The sequence below is a fragment of the Tissierella praeacuta genome (assembly GCF_040396155.1).
GTDB lineage: Bacteria > Bacillota > Clostridia > Tissierellales > Tissierellaceae > Tissierella > Tissierella praeacuta_A.
On sequence record NZ_JBEBOY010000016.1, the window covers coordinates 16,381 to 32,467 of the forward strand.

The window sequence follows — 16,087 nt, forward strand, 5'->3', positions numbered from 1 at the left end:
ATCATGTCAATATCTTTTCTTCCAATAAGTATCATTTTTGGTGCCAGGCACCAAAAATGATACTTATTATAATTATTGGACTAATCCTCTTCTTCTTATTTTAGCATCTACTACTACTTCTATATCCATTTCTGAGAAAATTTCATCCCAATCCTTTTCTACTTCCTTCCATACCTTAGGATGGTATTTATATAAGTATTTTCCTATTTGTAAGATATCAGCTTTATATTCTTTTTGTAGTCTCTCCAATGTTTCATTCATTTCTTCTTCTAAAACATTTTCTATTGCGATTTCCATTTCATCTATTATATTTACATTATCTAATAATGGTTTCTCTTCTAGTATATATTCCTGTAAACTTCCTTCAATTTCTATGCTTATTCTAACTTTCATATCTCCATCTTTTCTTATTAATTTTTTTCTTACCTTGGAACCATCAATTGAATATGAAATAGTAACACCTTTATAGTCTGCATCTATTAGATCTCTTTTCAATTTTCCTGTCATCAATGCTACGGCCCTATTTTGTATTTCATTTATATCTCCTATATCTTCATATCTTTTAAATATAGCTCCTCCAAATATCTTTATATCATCTTCATGGGTTGATACCCTAGGCATAATTCCAACCCCACCTACATCTGTGTCCATTATAAACTGGGTTAAGCTTTGTGGTGTAAATCTAGCTGCACTTTTGTCATCTCTAAGCATACTAATCAATGTTCCCTCTATTACCTCCTGCCTCTTAGCCTTAGGTACAAACAAAAGTAAATCCCTTGCCATCCCTTCAGCAACTAGCATCCTAATTTTTTTATTTATGACAAAGTCTCTACTTAATCCATCTACTATTTCTTCAACAGATTTTTTATCTTTTGCCAGTTCCTGTCCAAATACTACTACTTTTAAATGTTTAAAATAAATTTCATATGGTAATCTAGTAGACAGTTGTTCAATTCCTTCAAAAAGAGATGATGAAACAGTTGATACGACATGTATCCTATCTTCTTGTGTTGCATTTTTTCCTATTGAATTTATATTTGGATAAGATATAGTTATGATATATTTATCTCCTGGACCATCGTTTAAATCTACTCCTACTGAATATGGAAATATTCTCTGATTTATTTCTATCATACCCCAGCATCCTGTATTGAATATAAGAAATACTATCATAATTATTAATAAAATCTTTTTCATTTGCTTGACCTCCTAGACTTAAATAAGCCTACAGAGTAGATTATAATAGGCATTAAAACTATGGATATAAATCCCAAGTAATTTACTATATTTATTGTTTGCTGTCCCATTTGAAATATATTTTTTGGAATCAAAGCTATGATATAAATTAATGGTGCAAGTGGTAGTATGAAAAGACTATGGTCCTTTGTGCAAAATAAATTTGATAATATTTTCCCAGCAGAATAATAAAATGGAGCCATAGTTCCAAAAATAACAAGCATCCATATTGATACAAAAAGTCCATCAAGATTTTCAATAAAATATCCAGGCAAATCAATTTCCTTTATAAGAGATAATATTGGAAAACTTTGCCTTCTTAAACTATGTAATCCATATTGGGAAAGGGAAAGTACAAATGCAATTACATATATAATTGTTACGATTACAACGCCTTGGAGACTAGCTGACATAGTCTTTTTTTTGTCATCTGTAAATGGTATTGAAAACAGCAATATTTCAAACCCTAAGAAACTAAAAAATCCAATACTTATTCCATTAGGTATTTCCTTTAAATTTGATTGAAATACTGGAAGCATATTTGTAAAATCTACACTTGTTAATGATACAACTATTAAAAATATTACTAATCCTATTACTATTGGATATATATGATATGCTGCCCTTCCAATTATTTGAATCTCATATCTACAAATATAAGTGGTTACAAGTATGAATGAAATTATCATTACTTCAGTAGGGGTGTTTTCTAAAAGAAATGCCTTTAGAATCTCCCCTACATTTCTAGAAATAGCCGCCATACTCATTATTAAATAAATTAGAAAACAAACTAGAAAAACATTAAAAAGCCACTTTCCCAAAACTATCTTTCCTATTTCAAAAAAATCTTTATCTGGATATAGATGAAATATCTTATTTATAATTATTGTAATTATTCCCACTAGTAGACCTGCAACAATTATTCCTATCCAGCTATCATTACCCAGTACTAAAGAAATTTTATTTGGAAGAGATAAAATTCCAGTGCCTACAGTTGTGGAAACTACTAATGCCCTTATTTGTTTATTTGATATCTTATTATTTCTTTGCATCTTTCCAACTTCTCCCCATTCTTTTTTTGTTTCTAGGATGTGTAAATGTAGGTCTTTCTCTTAGAAATTGAATTGGTGCTTTGAATAAAGTATCCTTTAATTCTCCAGATCCTATACCAAAACCTGAATATGGAGATGTAAATGGAACTCCAAAGCTATCTAATTTAATTAAATGGCTCCCTAACAGTATAACGCCTAACATTACCCCATATAATCCAAATATTGCAGCCAAAATGATAAAGATAAATCTCCAGACCCGTAGACCTGCTGCAAATTCATAGCTAGGTATAGCAAATGAAGCTATTGTAGTGCTTGCCACTATAATTATCAGAATGGCACTTACTATTCCTGCCTCTACTGCTGCTTGCCCAATAATAAGCCCTCCAACTATACCTACAGTAGTTCCTATAGGTCCAGAAATTCTTGTACCAGATTCTCTTATAAGTTCTATGGTAACTTCCATTAAAAAGGTCTCTACTACTGCTGGAAAAGGGACATTAATCCTACTAGCTGCCAAATAGTATGTTAATTTTGTAGGCAATAATCCTGGATGATAAGAAATTATAGATATATAAAGTGCAGGGGACATCACACATAAAAATACTGCTAATAACCTTAAAAATCTCACTCCTTGAGCTTCTTGCCATCTAGTATAGTAATCTTCTGTTGACTGTAAAAGTGTTCCAATTGTAGCAGGTACTATTAGGACAAATGGTGAATTATCTACTATAATGGCTACACGTCCCTCATATAGTGCAGCTGCTACCGAATCTGGTCTTTCTGTATTCTCTATTTGTGGAAATGCAGATAAATAATTATCTTCTATTAAATTTTCCAGTATAGAGCTATCTAGTATGGCATCTATATCCACCGACTTTAATCTTTCGTTAACTTCTTTTATTAAATCCTCATTGACAATATCAGCTATATACATTACTGCAATAGCTGTTTGAGATCTTCTCCCTACTTTATGCATCTTAATCTTTAGATTAGGGTCTTTTATTCTTCTCCTTACTAAACTCATATTTGCCTTTACAGACTCTACAAATCCATCCCTCGGTCCCCTAACTACTGTTTCTGTCTGTGGCTCTTGAACACTTCTTGAAGGCCAACCCTTCGAATCAAATATAATACATCTATCTACCTTATCAATCAGAACTACAGTATCACCAGAGAGTACAGCATTTATTACATTGTCCATGTGAAACTCTTCTTTAATATCTATAGTTGATAGTGCTTCCTTCGATATTACATCTATTAAGGAAGATTTAAATCCCTGAAGGGAAAATTTTTTTATTTCTTCTTCTCTGAATAAAGAATAAATAGCATGCTCTGCAATATATTCCTTACTTACTAATCCGTCTATATATATTAAAACAAGTTTTATCCTATAGACATCCCCTACTTCTATTTTTCTAAATACTACATCTTCACAATCAGTAAATATAGTTTTTAGAGCTTCTTCATTTTTATCTATATCTTTAAGTAATATACTTTGCATAATTAACCCCCTACATTAGTAATAACAATACATATAGTAATGCTCCTATGGTTATATATGAATATGATATAGCCTTTACTATTCTCAACTCTTTTATATATCCCTTTTGTTTATATCTTTTACTGTCAATTAATAAAGTAAATATTGCTACAAAAATTATTATTAAAATAGTATAATCATCCATAATTTCTCTTAATACTCTAAGGAATCTTGAAAACAAAAATCCCACCTCCTGTAACTAATATAGTTTACAAAAGATGGGTAATATATACATTCCATTAAATTGTCTTTGTTAAAATAACAACACCATTATTATATTTTTTTTCTAAGGTATTTTTGCAATAATTAAGTTTATCTAAATCATCAAAAAGTCCAAATACTGTTGGCCCGCTGCCGCTCATTAAAGAACCTAGCGCTCCATATGTCATCATATCTTTTTTAATTTCAAATATAATAGGTAGTTTTTCAATAACTACTTCTTCCATTATATTGGTCATACTATTTGCCAAAGATTTTATATCATCATTTTCTATAGAAGATATTATCTTTTCAACATTCATTCTTGACCGGCTATTTAGCTTAAGATTTTTATATACATCCGCAGTTGAAACACCTACCCCTGGATTAACAAGTAGTATGTTCTTTTCCTTAAAAGCCTTGACTTCTGTCAATTTTTCTCCTATTCCCTCAGCCAATGCAGTACCTCCCATAATACAATAAGGTATATCTGCACCAATTTCTACACCTATATCCATTAATTCCTCTTTACTTAATCCCAATCTCCAAATCTCATTTAATCCCTTTAAAACAGCAGCTGCATTTGTACTTCCTCCTGCTAATCCAGCTGCTATGGGAATTTTCTTGTGTATTTTTACTTTAATTCCTTTATTTACACCAGTTCTCTCCTGTAACTTTTTCCATGCAAGATATACTAAATTTGTAGAATCCAATGGAACTTCTTTATTATCACAATCCAGTTTTATGCCTTCTTTGATTTCACTTATAACTAATGTATCACTAAGACCTATTTGCTGCATTATAGTGGTAATCTCATGATATCCATCTTCCCTCTTATATAATACATCTAGTCCTAGATTAATTTTGCCATAGGATTCCATTATAATTTCTTTCATTTAAACTTCTCCCTTGTGAAAATTTACCGTTTCTATTATACCATAGTTCCTAGAAGATTATAAAGTTTAATTTAAAAAGATATATCCACTGTCTTTTCAATGATTATTTTCTCTCCTGGCATTATATTATTTGGACTTAAGTTTTCATTTGCCTGTAGTATTTCTTCCATGGTTGTATTATATCTTTTAGCTATATCCCATAATATATCATTTCTCTGAACTATATAGATAATTATACTAGGACGATTTCTTTTATCTATTATTTCTCCCGTTTCTTCTATTGAATTTATCACTGATAATATTCTGTTTCTATTGATTTTAACCTTATGTTTAATAACTGCTTCTACAATAAATGTATCCTTAGCTGTATTTGCTTTTATTGATTCTAAATTTAGACTTATATCTACTAATGAATCTATGACTTTTTCTTCTAAAGGCAGATAGTACTTATATGGGATTTCTTCCCTTAATGTATCGATTTCTTCTGTCTCATCGTCTAAATAAATTCCATTTAATGAAAGTATACCTTCTATTATTAATTCCTCATCTTGGATTCTAGCATCTAAAATGCTTGGATATCCAGATATATTATACATCTCTCTTATTTTATATTGGGATAGGTCCTTAACTATATTTTCTTTATGAATTATACTATTTATATTTTCTACTAAATTAATTTCTTCCGTTTCTATTTTTACTTCTTCCTTTGTTGAGTAGGCATCTACTATTAAAGCTTTCTGATTTTCTGAGAAAGCAACACCTGATATTCTAAGTTTTACTTCTACATCTAATACCTTTAATTCACCTTCAGCATTTTCTAATAGCTCATAGCTGCCTTCTACTACTTCAATAATGACTTCTTCCTGTGATTCGGCTATAGCTCCTGGTATCTCCAAAAAATGGTTAAAAGGTATTTCCGCTTCCACTGTTGAAATTTTATCTTCTCCATAGTATACAATTCTTGCATCTACTATACCGGATACTATTATTCTATCATCTACTACTGTTGCTTCATTTTCATAGGCTTGAATTGACATTTTAAGTATTTCCTCTACAACTGGTTTTTCTTCACCTATTTCAAAAGCTTCTTTAACTATGGCATAGGATGTCTCTCTACCATAAATCTCCTTATATTTAATAGTTTCTTTCAATGTTTGAAGGTTTTGTTTTTCATTAATATCTTTAATTACTTCTATATTATTTACTTCTTCTACTTTTCCTTCTAAACTGACTAATGCTTTTAGAGACAATTTTCTTTCATCTAATATTTCTTCCTCTATATATTCAATATTGGAACCTATAGTTGCTGACATATTTTCTGTAATTCCTGCTATCTCTATTTCTTCCCTGAAATCCGCATTGGAATCTATTGTATAAATATTATTCGCTTCTTCCTCTGATTTATAGACTACTTTAAACTTTACTACTCCTGATACAACTATTCTATCCTTTATTACCTTGGTGCTAAGTATTTCTACTGTACCATCTGTCCAGAGCACCTTATTTACATTTGGTTTAGATGGATTCAAATAAATTTCAGTTTCTACCAAGGCTTGGATATTTTCTTTTCCTCTTAATTCTTCAATCCGTAAGGCATCTTTTATTAACTCAACAGACATAATATCCCCCCTAATTATTTCCTATTAACATCCTATGAAGATATATATGCGTAAATGTCCTAAATAATGAATAAAGACATAAAAATAACTGTACAATAATTGTACAGTTATTTTTTAAGATATTTTTACCTGCGGTTGAGTTTGTGAGCAAACTGTTACTTCAACGGTCCCTGTCAATACATCTGTGTAGGTATAGGATACTTTTCTACTACTGTCATATTCGTTGTTAATTTTTACTACAAATAAATTAGGGTACGCCGCTTCCAATATTCCTTCTCTAACTATCGTCTTCTTTCTACCTTTATTTGCTCGAAGTATTACATTTTTGCCAATACATTTCTCGATGTCTTTACGAATCCTTATTAATATATCTTTTTCCAATATAGCAAACCACCTTCCATTGATTGCTCCCCACAGTCGAGGGCAGAAGAAGTGTCACTCATGTAGAAATTATATCATAAAATTCATGTATTGTCAAATAAATAAATTATTATACTATTAATAAGTAGTTTTGTCAATTATAATTGGAAAACTTTTCATTAAATCTTTATTTTTTAGGTAATTACATTAACTGCATCTGCAAAATATTGGGATTTTTGATAATTCTTGTGATATAATATATTTAATTGTAACTCAAGGGGGAATAATTGTGAAAGGTACTATTGTTTCTGCATGGATACAAACTTGCAGGGAACTATATGGGGAAAGCGTGACAAATGAAGCATTGAAAAACTTCAACATTAATCCAAATAGAATATTTACACCAACTGAAGACATTGAAGATAAAATAGCCCTAGGGCTTTTAGATTATATTGCCCAAAAATTGAATAAAACTTCCGATGAGATATGGAGAACTATGGGTAATCACAATGTAATGACCTATACCAAGGTTTATCCTGCATTCTTTAGATATAAAAATCTGTATTCTTTTCTTCAAGCAATGTATGATATTCATATGGTGGTCACCAAAAGAATTCCCGGGGCAAATCCACCTATCTTAGGAATAAAGCCAATAGACAAATATACTGCACATATGACATACAGTTCATCTAGAGGTATGTTTTCTTATTTTCATGGAATGTTAGAAGGTGCTGCCAAATATTTTAAAGAGGATATTAAAGTTGAAACATTAGAAAAGACAAATGACTTTACTAAGATATCCATTACATTTCCTGAGGAAATTTATTATCAAAGAAAATTCAGATTTAGCAAGGCATTGTCTTTTGGATTCATAAAAAACATGGAGGGAAAAATTGCATTATCGTCTCTTCTGTTGATAGGTATTCCTGGAGTTTTGTTATCTAAGTTTGCAGCCCCATCTATAGCCTTCCCTGGAATTTTAATTCTTTCATCCATTGTTCCATTTTTAGTTAGTAAGGGATTATTTAGACCTCTTAAATACATTTATAATTCCTTAGATGAAATTGTAAATAAGGATTTATCCATGGTAGTAGATATTTCTACTAATGATTTCTTTGAAGATATTAACAGTAAAATAAAGAATCTAAAGGAATCAATAAAAGCAGATTTTGTAGGATATAAAGGAACTACAGATGAGTTAAATGTTTTTGCCGATAAATTCGCTGAGATTTCCAGTAATATGAGTTTTACTTCAAATGAAATATCAAATGTAGTAGAGCAAGTTGCTGGAGGGGCTATAAATCAAGCTGATGAAACTGAACAGGCAGCATATAAGTTAAATAGCTCTATTGTTTCTCTAAATGAAGTAGTTGAAAAAGAAAATCTAGGGAAAGATGATTTAGAAGCAGCAGTTACTCAGATAAACCAAGGATTTGAAGACTTGAAATCTACATCTGAGAGCTTAAATCATGTGCTATTGCAATTCTCTCAAGTAAAATCTAAGGGTCAAAATTTACAAAATAGAGCAACTGAAGTTCGTAATATTGTTGAAACCGTAGAGAAGATTGCTGAGCAGACAAACTTATTAGCCCTAAATGCAAGTATAGAAGCTTCACGAGCTGGAGAATATGGCAGAGGCTTTACAGTGGTTGCAATGGAAATTAGGAAACTTGCAGAAGGATCTAAGGAAGCAGTCCAAACCATTAATGATAATTTGAAATCCTTTATTAATGATATAGATGGATTTGTATTTGATATATCAGACCAATTCAATATTCTTGAAAGAGAAAATGTAAAATTAAATTCTGTAGCAGAAGAAAATCATACTTCTATAAGTTCTATAGCAAAGGTATCGGAATTAATTATTGAATTGACAAATGAACTTACAAAGGAAACTAATAATATAAATACAATATCCCAAGGTATAGAATCCTTAGCAGCTATTGCAGAGGAAAACTCGGCTTCATCTCAAGAGGTTTCTGCTAATGTACAATCCTATACTGAAGAAATTAAAAAGATGACGGAAAGTATATATGAATTCAAAAAAGTCAGTATGGAATTTAGTAAGGAATTGGAAAAATATATAGTCTAGAAAAGGTGTAGAGCATGCTCTACACCTTTTCTAGACTATTATTTTATTAAAATTAAAGAATCTAAAACTGCTATCCTCTAAAAAATAACCGTGTTATATACACTGCAGAAATCAATCCAGCAAAATCAGCCATTAAACCTGCTGATAATGCGTGTCTTTGTTTCTTTATGGATACTGAACCAAAATATACTGCTAATACGTAGAATGTAGTTTCACTGGAACCCATCATTACTGCTGCTGTTCTAGCTATTAAAGACTCTGGACCATAGTTCGTAGCTAATTCACTTACTATACCTTGAGCTCCTGAACCTGATAAAGGTCTCATAAATATCATTGGTACTACCTCTCCTGGTATATGAAAAATTTCCATAATCGGAGTCAATCCTTTAATTAAAAGATCCATGGCTCCTGATTCCCTAAAAACTCCAATGGCTACAAACATAGCCACAAATGAAGGTATTATTTTTATTGCTGTAGTAAATCCATTGGCCGCTCCTTCTACAAAGGATTCATAGACCTTAATATTTTTACTCATTCCATAAGATATAATCCCAACTATCATAAAAGGAATTGCAAGTTTAGATAAAATTTGCATTATTTCAAGGAACATCATCTATTCCTCCTTATCTTCTATTATTTCTTATTTCATATCTAGGTAATCTTTGTAAAGCTCTCGATGCAATTATGGCTACAGTTGTAGATATGATTGTAGCAATTATAGTTGGTCCTATTATTTCTGTAGGGTTAGCTGCACCTGCTGCTGATAATATGGCAATAGTTGAGGCCGGTATCAATGTTACCGATGAAGTGTTTATTGCAAGAAAAGTAACCATAGCATTAGTCGCCGTATCCTTATACCTATTTAAGCTTTGTAATTCTTCCATAGCCTTTAAGCCAAATGGCGTCGCAGCATTACCTAATCCTAATATATTGGCCGAAATATTCATTATCATTGCCCCCATGGCAGGGTGTTCTGCTGGTACGTCTGGAAATAGAATTACCATAACTGGTTTCAATAATCGTGAAAGCCCTCTTATAAGCCCAGAATCCTCTGCTATTTTCATTATCCCAAGCCACAATGCCATAACTCCTATAAGTCCAATAGCAAGCTCTACTGCTGATTTAGCATTGTTTATGGCTGCACTAGTAACCCCATCTAGATTTCCTGTAAACATTCCAACTCCAAATCCAATAATGATTAGAGCTGCCCATATAATATTGAGCATTCTATCACCCCCAAGATAGTGAATAACCAATAACTAATAGTGAATTATTAATAGTTAAAAGATCAAAACCTTTAGTTTCTACTTTTTAAAACTATTCACTATAAACATCCTATTCTCCACAGCTCGTCTATATTCAAAAAATAATAGGAGTCTGGTTTTCCAGACTCCTATTATTTTTTGAATATTTTAATTGTCAATTTCTATATTCCTAACAATACTTTCGCTATGCCAAAGTATACTATTAAACTCAAAGCATCTACTATGGTTGTAATCAATGGGCCCGCCATAATAGCTGGATCCATTTTAAACTTTTTAGCCACTAAAGGTAAAAGTCCACCGACAATCTTGGAAATCATTACAGTTACTATTAAAGTTAGAGAAACAGTAATTGCTATGTTTAAATCAATTCGCTCTATAACTATAAGTCTTATAAAATTTACAATTGACAAAATTATACCTACTATAATACTAATTCTCAATTCCTTCCATAGAACCTTCCACCAATCATGTGTAGTTATCTCACCAGTTGCCAAACCTCTTATTATTAAAGTTGAAGATTGACTTCCTGAATTTCCTCCTGTATCCATAAGCATAGGAATAAATATATTGAGTATAACTACAGAAGCTAATACATCTTCAAATTTACTCATTATTCTACCAGTAAAAGTAGCAGAAATCATAAGTATTAATAGCCAAAGCAACCTATGTTTTGCTAAAGTAAATACTCCCGTTTCTAAATATGCATCCTCTGATGGAGACATGGCAGCCATTATCTGGAAGTCTTCTGTTGCTTCCTGCTCCATAATATCCATAATGTCATCTACTGTAATGATTCCAGTAAGCCTATTCTCATTATCTACTACAGGCAATGCTAAAAATCCATATTTTTTAAACACATTTGCAACACTTTCTTGGTCATCATGAGTATTTACACGAATTACTTCATCTTCCATTATATCATCTATAAGTAAATCTTCATCAGATGTAACCAAGGTTCTTAGGGAAACAAATCCTTCCAAGGTTCTTTTCCCATCTGTTACGTAACAAGTATATACGGTTTCTTTATTTAATCCAGTTTCTTTTATATGGGCTAATGCCTTTTTTACTGTAATACCCTTTCTTAAATCTACATATTCAATTGTCATTATACTACCAGCAGAATCTGCAGGGTATTTTAAAAATTGATTTATTAATTTTCTTTCATCTTCTTTAGTAGCCTTAAGAACTTTTTTTACAATATTTGCTGGCATTTCTTCTATTAAGTCAATCATATCATCAAAAAACAATTCATCCATAATATACTCTAATTCTTTATCTGTTACAGAATTTATAATACCTAGTTGCTGCTCAGTAGAAAAATGCGAAAATACATCTACTGCTAAATCCTTAGGCAACATTCTAAATATTAACAATGTCATATGCGCATCTAATGGGTCTAAGAGTTCTGCCACGTCTACCTCATTCATTTCAGATAACTCTCTTTTAATTTCTAAATATTTTTTTTGTTCAATTAATTCTAAAAGTCTTCTTTCATCCATGCTCTCCCTCCAATTTAGAGAACCATGTTTAGTGATAAAAATGGTTCTCTTATTATTATTTTAAAAATTTTGTTTTTAATACTACTGGGCACAGGACCCGAATCCATTTTCATCACCGACCTTCCTTTCTAGAATCAATAATATTTAACAAATCACAATTAACCATTAAAAATCATTAAACAGACTACTCAATTAATCTTTTATTTCTTAGTTAATCCTTATTTTTTGTTAATTGGTTTTGTCAATTATCTTTTACAACTGTTATTATATCATACTTTCCCCATTTCCTAAAATAAAAAAAGATAGGTCACCCTATCTTTTTTATTTTAACATCCGCCAATAGCTCTATCTGGAATTACTGTGAATCCTCTCCTTAGCCAATTATCACTATAGTCTACTGTAAATTTATTAAAGCTTTCTTCTAATCCTTCTTCTAATACAAATGTAAATTTATCAACTGTAGCTTCTATGTCCCCATCTTTACGCTCATCCAGAGCTAAGCCAAATGATGGACCACCTCATCCATAGCTAGCAATATAAATTCTTAAAGGTTTTTCAGTCTTTTTATCTTCAACAACTTTTGACAATTCTTCTGAAGCTTTTGTAGTTAAATCTATAATCATTTTACTACCTCCTAATTCTCTTTCTTTGTATATATTTTATACCCTTATGGGGTATTTGTAAACAATTATTTATTAATTTTATCTATAAATATTGCTTTACTTATAGATTACCATAATTTCACCTTTTTTATCAAAAATAAAACTGGAATTCTATCTACCTTTGTAATGATTGTACTTACATTTTAAAGGTAGAAAAGAATTCCAGTTTTATTCATTTTAATTTTTTATCATTTGTTATTATCTTTTTTATTGTGCATCTTACATGTAAATCCTACATTAATTACATCGCTCTTCCTGGTATTATAGCATCTACTATGCCTATTACTAGAGCTCCTATTATAGCTCCCCATACAGATATATTGAATCCAGGAACTATAAATTTGGTAACATAAAGAATGATTGCAGCAACTAGAAACCCTGTTAGTCCTTTTCCAAATGGCGAGGCACTAATTCCAGTAAACCTCTGTACAAGGTGGTCTAGTACTCCTATTACTACAGATGCTAACAATAGACTCCATATTCCATCTATTGTAAATCCTGGAGTAAAGTATGCTGCTATAGCTACTACTATTGCTGTAACCAAAATCCTTATTAACATTTCACCAATGTTAAAATCATCTCTGTCCCTATTTTGGTCTCTATTTCTATCATCGTTATCCATAATTTCACCTCCTCATATAGTAATCTCCACTAATATTTTTTTTATACTATAAATTATTAAATAATTTTTATATTTTGTGAAATCATAAATTATGGTAGAAAGGAAATAAAAGATATGCTACTATAGTAGTAAGAATTAAAGAAGGAGGTTAGAAAATATGGAAATTACTAAAGACATGTTAATTGGTGAACTAATTAGAAAAAAACCAGAAGCAGTAGAAATTCTTATGAGATTTGGTATGGGTTGTGTAGGTTGTCCATCAAGCCAAATGGAAAGTTTAGAAGAAGCTGCCATGGTACATGGATTAGATTTAGATAAATTAATGACTGCATTAAATGCATAACTAAAAAAGGAAGAGTCGTATGACTCTTCCTTTTTTAAATTTTTTTAAAATTATTTTTTTAATAAACTATCTATTTTTTCTTTGTCAAAGCCAACTATTTCTTCACCATCAATGATTAATACTGGAACTCCCATATGTCCCATAGCCATTAATTCTTTTCTAGCTGATTTATCTGTTTGAACATTTTTCTCAGTATATGATACACCTTTTTCTTTTAAATAGTCTTTAGCAGAAACACAATATGGGCAGGTATTACTTGTATAAACAGTTACATCAAACATTTATATTCCTCCTTTAATATATTTCTAATTTAATTATACCCCTCGCGGGTATATATGTCAATAACTTCTACGCTAATATTTTACCCATAGTTTTCCTTAATAATCATAATATAAAATTTAAACTAAGAAATTTTAGCCTGAGAAATTACAATCAATTTGACAATAATATTTATAAATAATATAATAATTCTTATGTAGATTAATTTATAAGGATGATAATGTTGATAAAAAATTATATGGAGTTTCTAGTTGATGAAATTTTTCGTGAGATGAAACATAGTTATAAAATCTGTGATAACGAAAAATGTGAACATAATATTAAGTCTATTGCTTTAAATAATCTTCCGCCTGCTTATTTTAAATATGACGAGACAGAAGCGATTAAAAAAGCTTTTTTACTAGAAAGGCAAAGGAGAATATCAGTACTAGCAAAGGTTGCTGAAGCCTCTGATATTATATGTTCTGAATGCTCTAAAAAACAAAAATAACCCCACAGTCCCCCTGTGGGATTTATTTATGCCTTACATGGTCTAATCCCTGTTTAAATAATCCAAGTACATGTTCATCATCTAATGAATATATAACTCGTTTTCCTTCTTTTCTGAACTTGACCAATTTTAAATCCCTTAAAATTCTAAGTTGATGCGATATAGCTGATTGAGTCATTTCAAGTACATTAGCTATATCGCATACACATAAAGACGACTTCGATAATGCATATATTATTTTAAGTCTAGTAGAGTCTGACAATGCCTTAAATATATTGGACAAAAGATAAATCTCTTCTTCAAAATTTAAACATTTCTTTAAATCTTCAATAGATATTTCATCTGGTAAATGTCCCGTACACACTAGCTTATCTTCTGTTTTCTTCATTAACTTATCTCCTCCTATATTTATTAAATCGTGGGAGTCATTGGAATAGCAGGTTTTACAGCTTTTCCAGTCATTGGGTCTATATATATAATCCAGTATCCTTCTGTATTCTTACCTTTATACCAAGTATTAAATCCATTACTGCCACTATATGGATGTTCTTCTACACTAAATTCGCCTGGTATTCCGTATACAAAATATTTTACTGCTTCTCCCTCATTATATAAGCCAAATAGATAATGTCCATATTTATTCATTAGTTGATTGCAAGTAGCAATATTACTATTATATGGTTCCTTATTATTTCCTCCAACAATATATGAAAAATATGGGAGGAATGCTCTATATTCATTTTCCTTATCCAGCTCCACAAGCCACCAATTATATCCCTTTAGATCATAGCTAAAAGGTTCAATATATGGAAAATATCTTAAAATGCTCAATACATAATTAGTCGTTTGATTTTTTTGATTTAATTTTCTTATATGGTCTAAGGTTTTATAATCTGGCTCCATAGATTCTTCAACTAACTCTTCAAGCTCAAGGTCAATATCTGGATTTACTTCTTCTTCAATGATTTCTTCTATTATTTCTTCTTGAAGTTCTTCTTCATATTCTGTTACTTCAATATCTTCTTCCTCTAGCATATTTTGTTCTATAGGTTCAATAGCTGGTATATCATATTTTGGATCATATACTAATACATCATAGTTAGGTTCTCTTGCGGGTATATTATACATTGGATTTACTGCCTCTATATTTACCAATCCTTCTATTACTTTCATTTCTAAAGCTTCTAGAGTTTTTGGAGAATCTTGAATCTTTGGAGTCTCTGGAATTTCTAGATCTCCCTGAGTTTCTGGAATCTCCTGAATTTCTGCAATTTCCTGAGGCTCTAATGTCTCTTGTGTTTCTAATGTCCCTTGAGTCTCTGAGGTCTCCTGAGCTTTTAGGATCTCCTTAGTTTCTTCTATTTCTGCCATTTCTTCAACTTCTTCAAACTGTTCTACTTCTACTATCTCATTTATTTCTGCAACTTCTTGTACTACTTCTTCTACTTTATTTAATTCTACTACTTCTTCAATTGCCTTAGGAACAGATTCCAATTGAGATTTAAAAGGTATAGATTCTATGTATCTTTCTATACTTCCATCTTCCTTCCCGAGATACCCTCCTAGAAAAACTTGTTTATCTCTCATTATTAGGATACCAGATATCCTATCAATTGGAAAGTTTTTGGATTCTAGTTCTTTCTGAGTGAAGGAATATTCACCTCTGCCTCTTCCTAAATCATCTGTAAATATTTTTCCCAATTCACAAGTAGGACGTAGTTTATCACTGGATACAAACACAAGATTATAAAAAGTATCTACTTCTGCATTTTCAATATTTACGCTGATCATTCCCCTAAGGCCCTTTATCTCTAGTTTGCAATGCCCTTTTGGGTTTCTTCCTGCCATGGTAGAAAATTCTTTCTTTAGTATTATAAACTTCCTTGTATATGCTAATGATGATGGCATAATTTTACCCCCTTTTTACACTTTAT

Annotated in this window: 18 protein-coding genes; 3 read left to right on the forward strand and 15 right to left on the reverse strand. The window is 30.9% G+C overall.

Annotated features, from left to right (window positions below):
* Positions 1 to 72 precede the first annotated feature (72 nt).
* From ABWP20_RS09430 to ABWP20_RS09460, 7 genes are all read right to left on the reverse strand, one after another.
* Positions 73 to 1,197: a Ger(x)C family spore germination protein gene (locus ABWP20_RS09430; RefSeq protein ID WP_353095549.1), complete on the reverse strand. Its 1,125-nt coding sequence runs from the start codon at positions 1,195 to 1,197 to the stop codon at positions 73 to 75.
* On the reverse strand, positions 1,194 to 2,288 hold the full coding sequence (locus ABWP20_RS09435) for a GerAB/ArcD/ProY family transporter (protein WP_353095550.1): 1,095 nt from the start codon (positions 2,286 to 2,288) through the stop codon (positions 1,194 to 1,196). Before ABWP20_RS09435 ends, ABWP20_RS09430 begins: the two co-directional genes overlap by 4 nt.
* A complete protein-coding gene (locus tag ABWP20_RS09440) occupies positions 2,275 to 3,789 on the reverse strand; it encodes a spore germination protein (protein WP_353095551.1) in 1,515 nt (504 codons plus the stop codon). The genes ABWP20_RS09435 and ABWP20_RS09440 overlap by 14 nt, the downstream gene beginning before the upstream one ends.
* A 10-nt stretch (positions 3,790 to 3,799) precedes the next feature.
* Positions 3,800 to 4,009 (reverse strand): CLC_0170 family protein, encoded by a 210-nt coding sequence (locus ABWP20_RS09445; protein ID WP_353095552.1) that lies wholly within the window; start codon positions 4,007 to 4,009, stop codon positions 3,800 to 3,802.
* A 58-nt stretch (positions 4,010 to 4,067) separates the two neighbouring features.
* Positions 4,068 to 4,922, reverse strand: coding sequence for a 4-(cytidine 5'-diphospho)-2-C-methyl-D-erythritol kinase (gene ispE, locus ABWP20_RS09450; protein ID WP_353095553.1), 855 nt, complete (start codon positions 4,920 to 4,922; stop codon positions 4,068 to 4,070).
* 71 nt (positions 4,923 to 4,993) lie between these two features.
* On the reverse strand, positions 4,994 to 6,541 hold the full coding sequence (locus ABWP20_RS09455) for a DUF3794 and LysM peptidoglycan-binding domain-containing protein (protein WP_353095554.1): 1,548 nt from the start codon (positions 6,539 to 6,541) through the stop codon (positions 4,994 to 4,996).
* A 114-nt stretch (positions 6,542 to 6,655) separates the two neighbouring features.
* On the reverse strand, positions 6,656 to 6,922 hold the full coding sequence (locus ABWP20_RS09460) for a Veg family protein (RefSeq protein WP_353095555.1): 267 nt from the start codon (positions 6,920 to 6,922) through the stop codon (positions 6,656 to 6,658).
* A 268-nt stretch (positions 6,923 to 7,190) separates the two neighbouring features.
* On the opposite strand from ABWP20_RS09460, the gene ABWP20_RS09465 reads away from it, so the two are divergent.
* A complete protein-coding gene (locus ABWP20_RS09465; protein WP_353095556.1) occupies positions 7,191 to 8,993 on the forward strand; it encodes a heme NO-binding domain-containing protein in 1,803 nt (600 codons plus the stop codon).
* A gap of 70 nt (positions 8,994 to 9,063) precedes the next feature.
* Here the strand turns inward: ABWP20_RS09465 and ABWP20_RS09470 are convergent, their stop codons facing one another.
* The 5 genes from ABWP20_RS09470 to ABWP20_RS09490 form a co-directional block, all read right to left on the reverse strand.
* A complete protein-coding gene (locus tag ABWP20_RS09470; RefSeq protein WP_353095557.1) occupies positions 9,064 to 9,606 on the reverse strand; it encodes a spore maturation protein in 543 nt (180 codons plus the stop codon).
* Positions 9,607 to 9,616: 10 nt separating this feature from the next.
* Positions 9,617 to 10,219 carry a nucleoside recognition domain-containing protein gene (locus ABWP20_RS09475; RefSeq protein WP_353095558.1) on the reverse strand — a complete coding sequence of 201 codons (603 nt, stop codon included), beginning with the start codon at positions 10,217 to 10,219 and terminating at the stop codon, positions 9,617 to 9,619.
* A gap of 200 nt (positions 10,220 to 10,419) precedes the next feature.
* Positions 10,420 to 11,757 (reverse strand): magnesium transporter, encoded by a 1,338-nt coding sequence (gene mgtE, locus ABWP20_RS09480; RefSeq protein ID WP_353095559.1) that lies wholly within the window; start codon positions 11,755 to 11,757, stop codon positions 10,420 to 10,422.
* A gap of 326 nt (positions 11,758 to 12,083) precedes the next feature.
* Complete coding sequence (locus ABWP20_RS09485) at positions 12,084 to 12,380, reverse strand: iron-sulfur cluster biosynthesis family protein (RefSeq protein WP_353095560.1); 297 nt, start codon at positions 12,378 to 12,380, stop codon at positions 12,084 to 12,086.
* Between the two features lie 280 nt (positions 12,381 to 12,660).
* Entirely contained in the window at positions 12,661 to 13,041 is a 381-nt protein-coding gene (locus tag ABWP20_RS09490) for a phage holin family protein (protein ID WP_353095561.1), read from the reverse strand.
* A 157-nt stretch (positions 13,042 to 13,198) separates the two neighbouring features.
* Between ABWP20_RS09490 and ABWP20_RS09495 the strand changes: the two genes are divergently transcribed.
* Positions 13,199 to 13,384: a DUF1858 domain-containing protein gene (locus ABWP20_RS09495; protein ID WP_353095562.1), complete on the forward strand. Its 186-nt coding sequence runs from the start codon at positions 13,199 to 13,201 to the stop codon at positions 13,382 to 13,384.
* A 50-nt stretch (positions 13,385 to 13,434) separates the two neighbouring features.
* Here the strand turns inward: ABWP20_RS09495 and ABWP20_RS09500 are convergent, their stop codons facing one another.
* Positions 13,435 to 13,665 (reverse strand): glutaredoxin family protein, encoded by a 231-nt coding sequence (locus ABWP20_RS09500; protein ID WP_353095563.1) that lies wholly within the window; start codon positions 13,663 to 13,665, stop codon positions 13,435 to 13,437.
* Between the two features lie 221 nt (positions 13,666 to 13,886).
* On the opposite strand from ABWP20_RS09500, the gene ABWP20_RS09505 reads away from it, so the two are divergent.
* Positions 13,887 to 14,153 (forward strand): late competence development ComFB family protein, encoded by a 267-nt coding sequence (locus ABWP20_RS09505; protein WP_353095564.1) that lies wholly within the window; start codon positions 13,887 to 13,889, stop codon positions 14,151 to 14,153.
* A 22-nt stretch (positions 14,154 to 14,175) separates the two neighbouring features.
* On the opposite strand, the gene ABWP20_RS09510 is transcribed toward ABWP20_RS09505, so the two are convergent.
* Both ABWP20_RS09510 and ABWP20_RS09515 read right to left on the reverse strand, forming a co-directional pair.
* Entirely contained in the window at positions 14,176 to 14,541 is a 366-nt protein-coding gene (locus ABWP20_RS09510; RefSeq protein WP_353095565.1) for an ArsR/SmtB family transcription factor, read from the reverse strand.
* A gap of 23 nt (positions 14,542 to 14,564) precedes the next feature.
* Positions 14,565 to 16,061: a hypothetical protein gene (locus ABWP20_RS09515; protein WP_353095566.1), complete on the reverse strand. Its 1,497-nt coding sequence runs from the start codon at positions 16,059 to 16,061 to the stop codon at positions 14,565 to 14,567.
* Positions 16,062 to 16,087 lie beyond the last annotated feature (26 nt).

What these genes read in the sequence shown, in the direction of transcription:
- ABWP20_RS09455 (WP_353095554.1), bottom strand. Translation starts at nt 6,541, where the DNA reads ATGTCTGTTGAGTTAATAAAAGATGCCTTACGGATTGAAGAATTAAGA.
- ABWP20_RS09490 (WP_353095561.1), bottom strand. Translation starts at nt 13,041, where the DNA reads ATGGATAACGATGATAGAAATAGAGACCAAAATAGGGACAGAGATGAT.
- ABWP20_RS09475 (WP_353095558.1), bottom strand. Translation starts at nt 10,219, where the DNA reads ATGCTCAATATTATATGGGCAGCTCTAATCATTATTGGATTTGGAGTT.
- mgtE (WP_353095559.1), bottom strand. Translation starts at nt 11,757, where the DNA reads ATGGATGAAAGAAGACTTTTAGAATTAATTGAACAAAAAAAATATTTA.
- ABWP20_RS09430 (WP_353095549.1), bottom strand. Translation starts at nt 1,197, where the DNA reads ATGAAAAAGATTTTATTAATAATTATGATAGTATTTCTTATATTCAAT.
- ABWP20_RS09515 (WP_353095566.1), bottom strand. Translation starts at nt 16,061, where the DNA reads ATGCCATCATCATTAGCATATACAAGGAAGTTTATAATACTAAAGAAA.
- ABWP20_RS09495 (WP_353095562.1), top strand. Translation starts at nt 13,199, where the DNA reads ATGGAAATTACTAAAGACATGTTAATTGGTGAACTAATTAGAAAAAAA.
- ABWP20_RS09440 (WP_353095551.1), bottom strand. Translation starts at nt 3,789, where the DNA reads ATGCAAAGTATATTACTTAAAGATATAGATAAAAATGAAGAAGCTCTA.
- ispE (WP_353095553.1), bottom strand. Translation starts at nt 4,922, where the DNA reads ATGAAAGAAATTATAATGGAATCCTATGGCAAAATTAATCTAGGACTA.
- ABWP20_RS09500 (WP_353095563.1), bottom strand. Translation starts at nt 13,665, where the DNA reads ATGTTTGATGTAACTGTTTATACAAGTAATACCTGCCCATATTGTGTT.
- ABWP20_RS09510 (WP_353095565.1), bottom strand. Translation starts at nt 14,541, where the DNA reads ATGAAGAAAACAGAAGATAAGCTAGTGTGTACGGGACATTTACCAGAT.
- ABWP20_RS09435 (WP_353095550.1), bottom strand. Translation starts at nt 2,288, where the DNA reads ATGCAAAGAAATAATAAGATATCAAATAAACAAATAAGGGCATTAGTA.
- ABWP20_RS09470 (WP_353095557.1), bottom strand. Translation starts at nt 9,606, where the DNA reads ATGATGTTCCTTGAAATAATGCAAATTTTATCTAAACTTGCAATTCCT.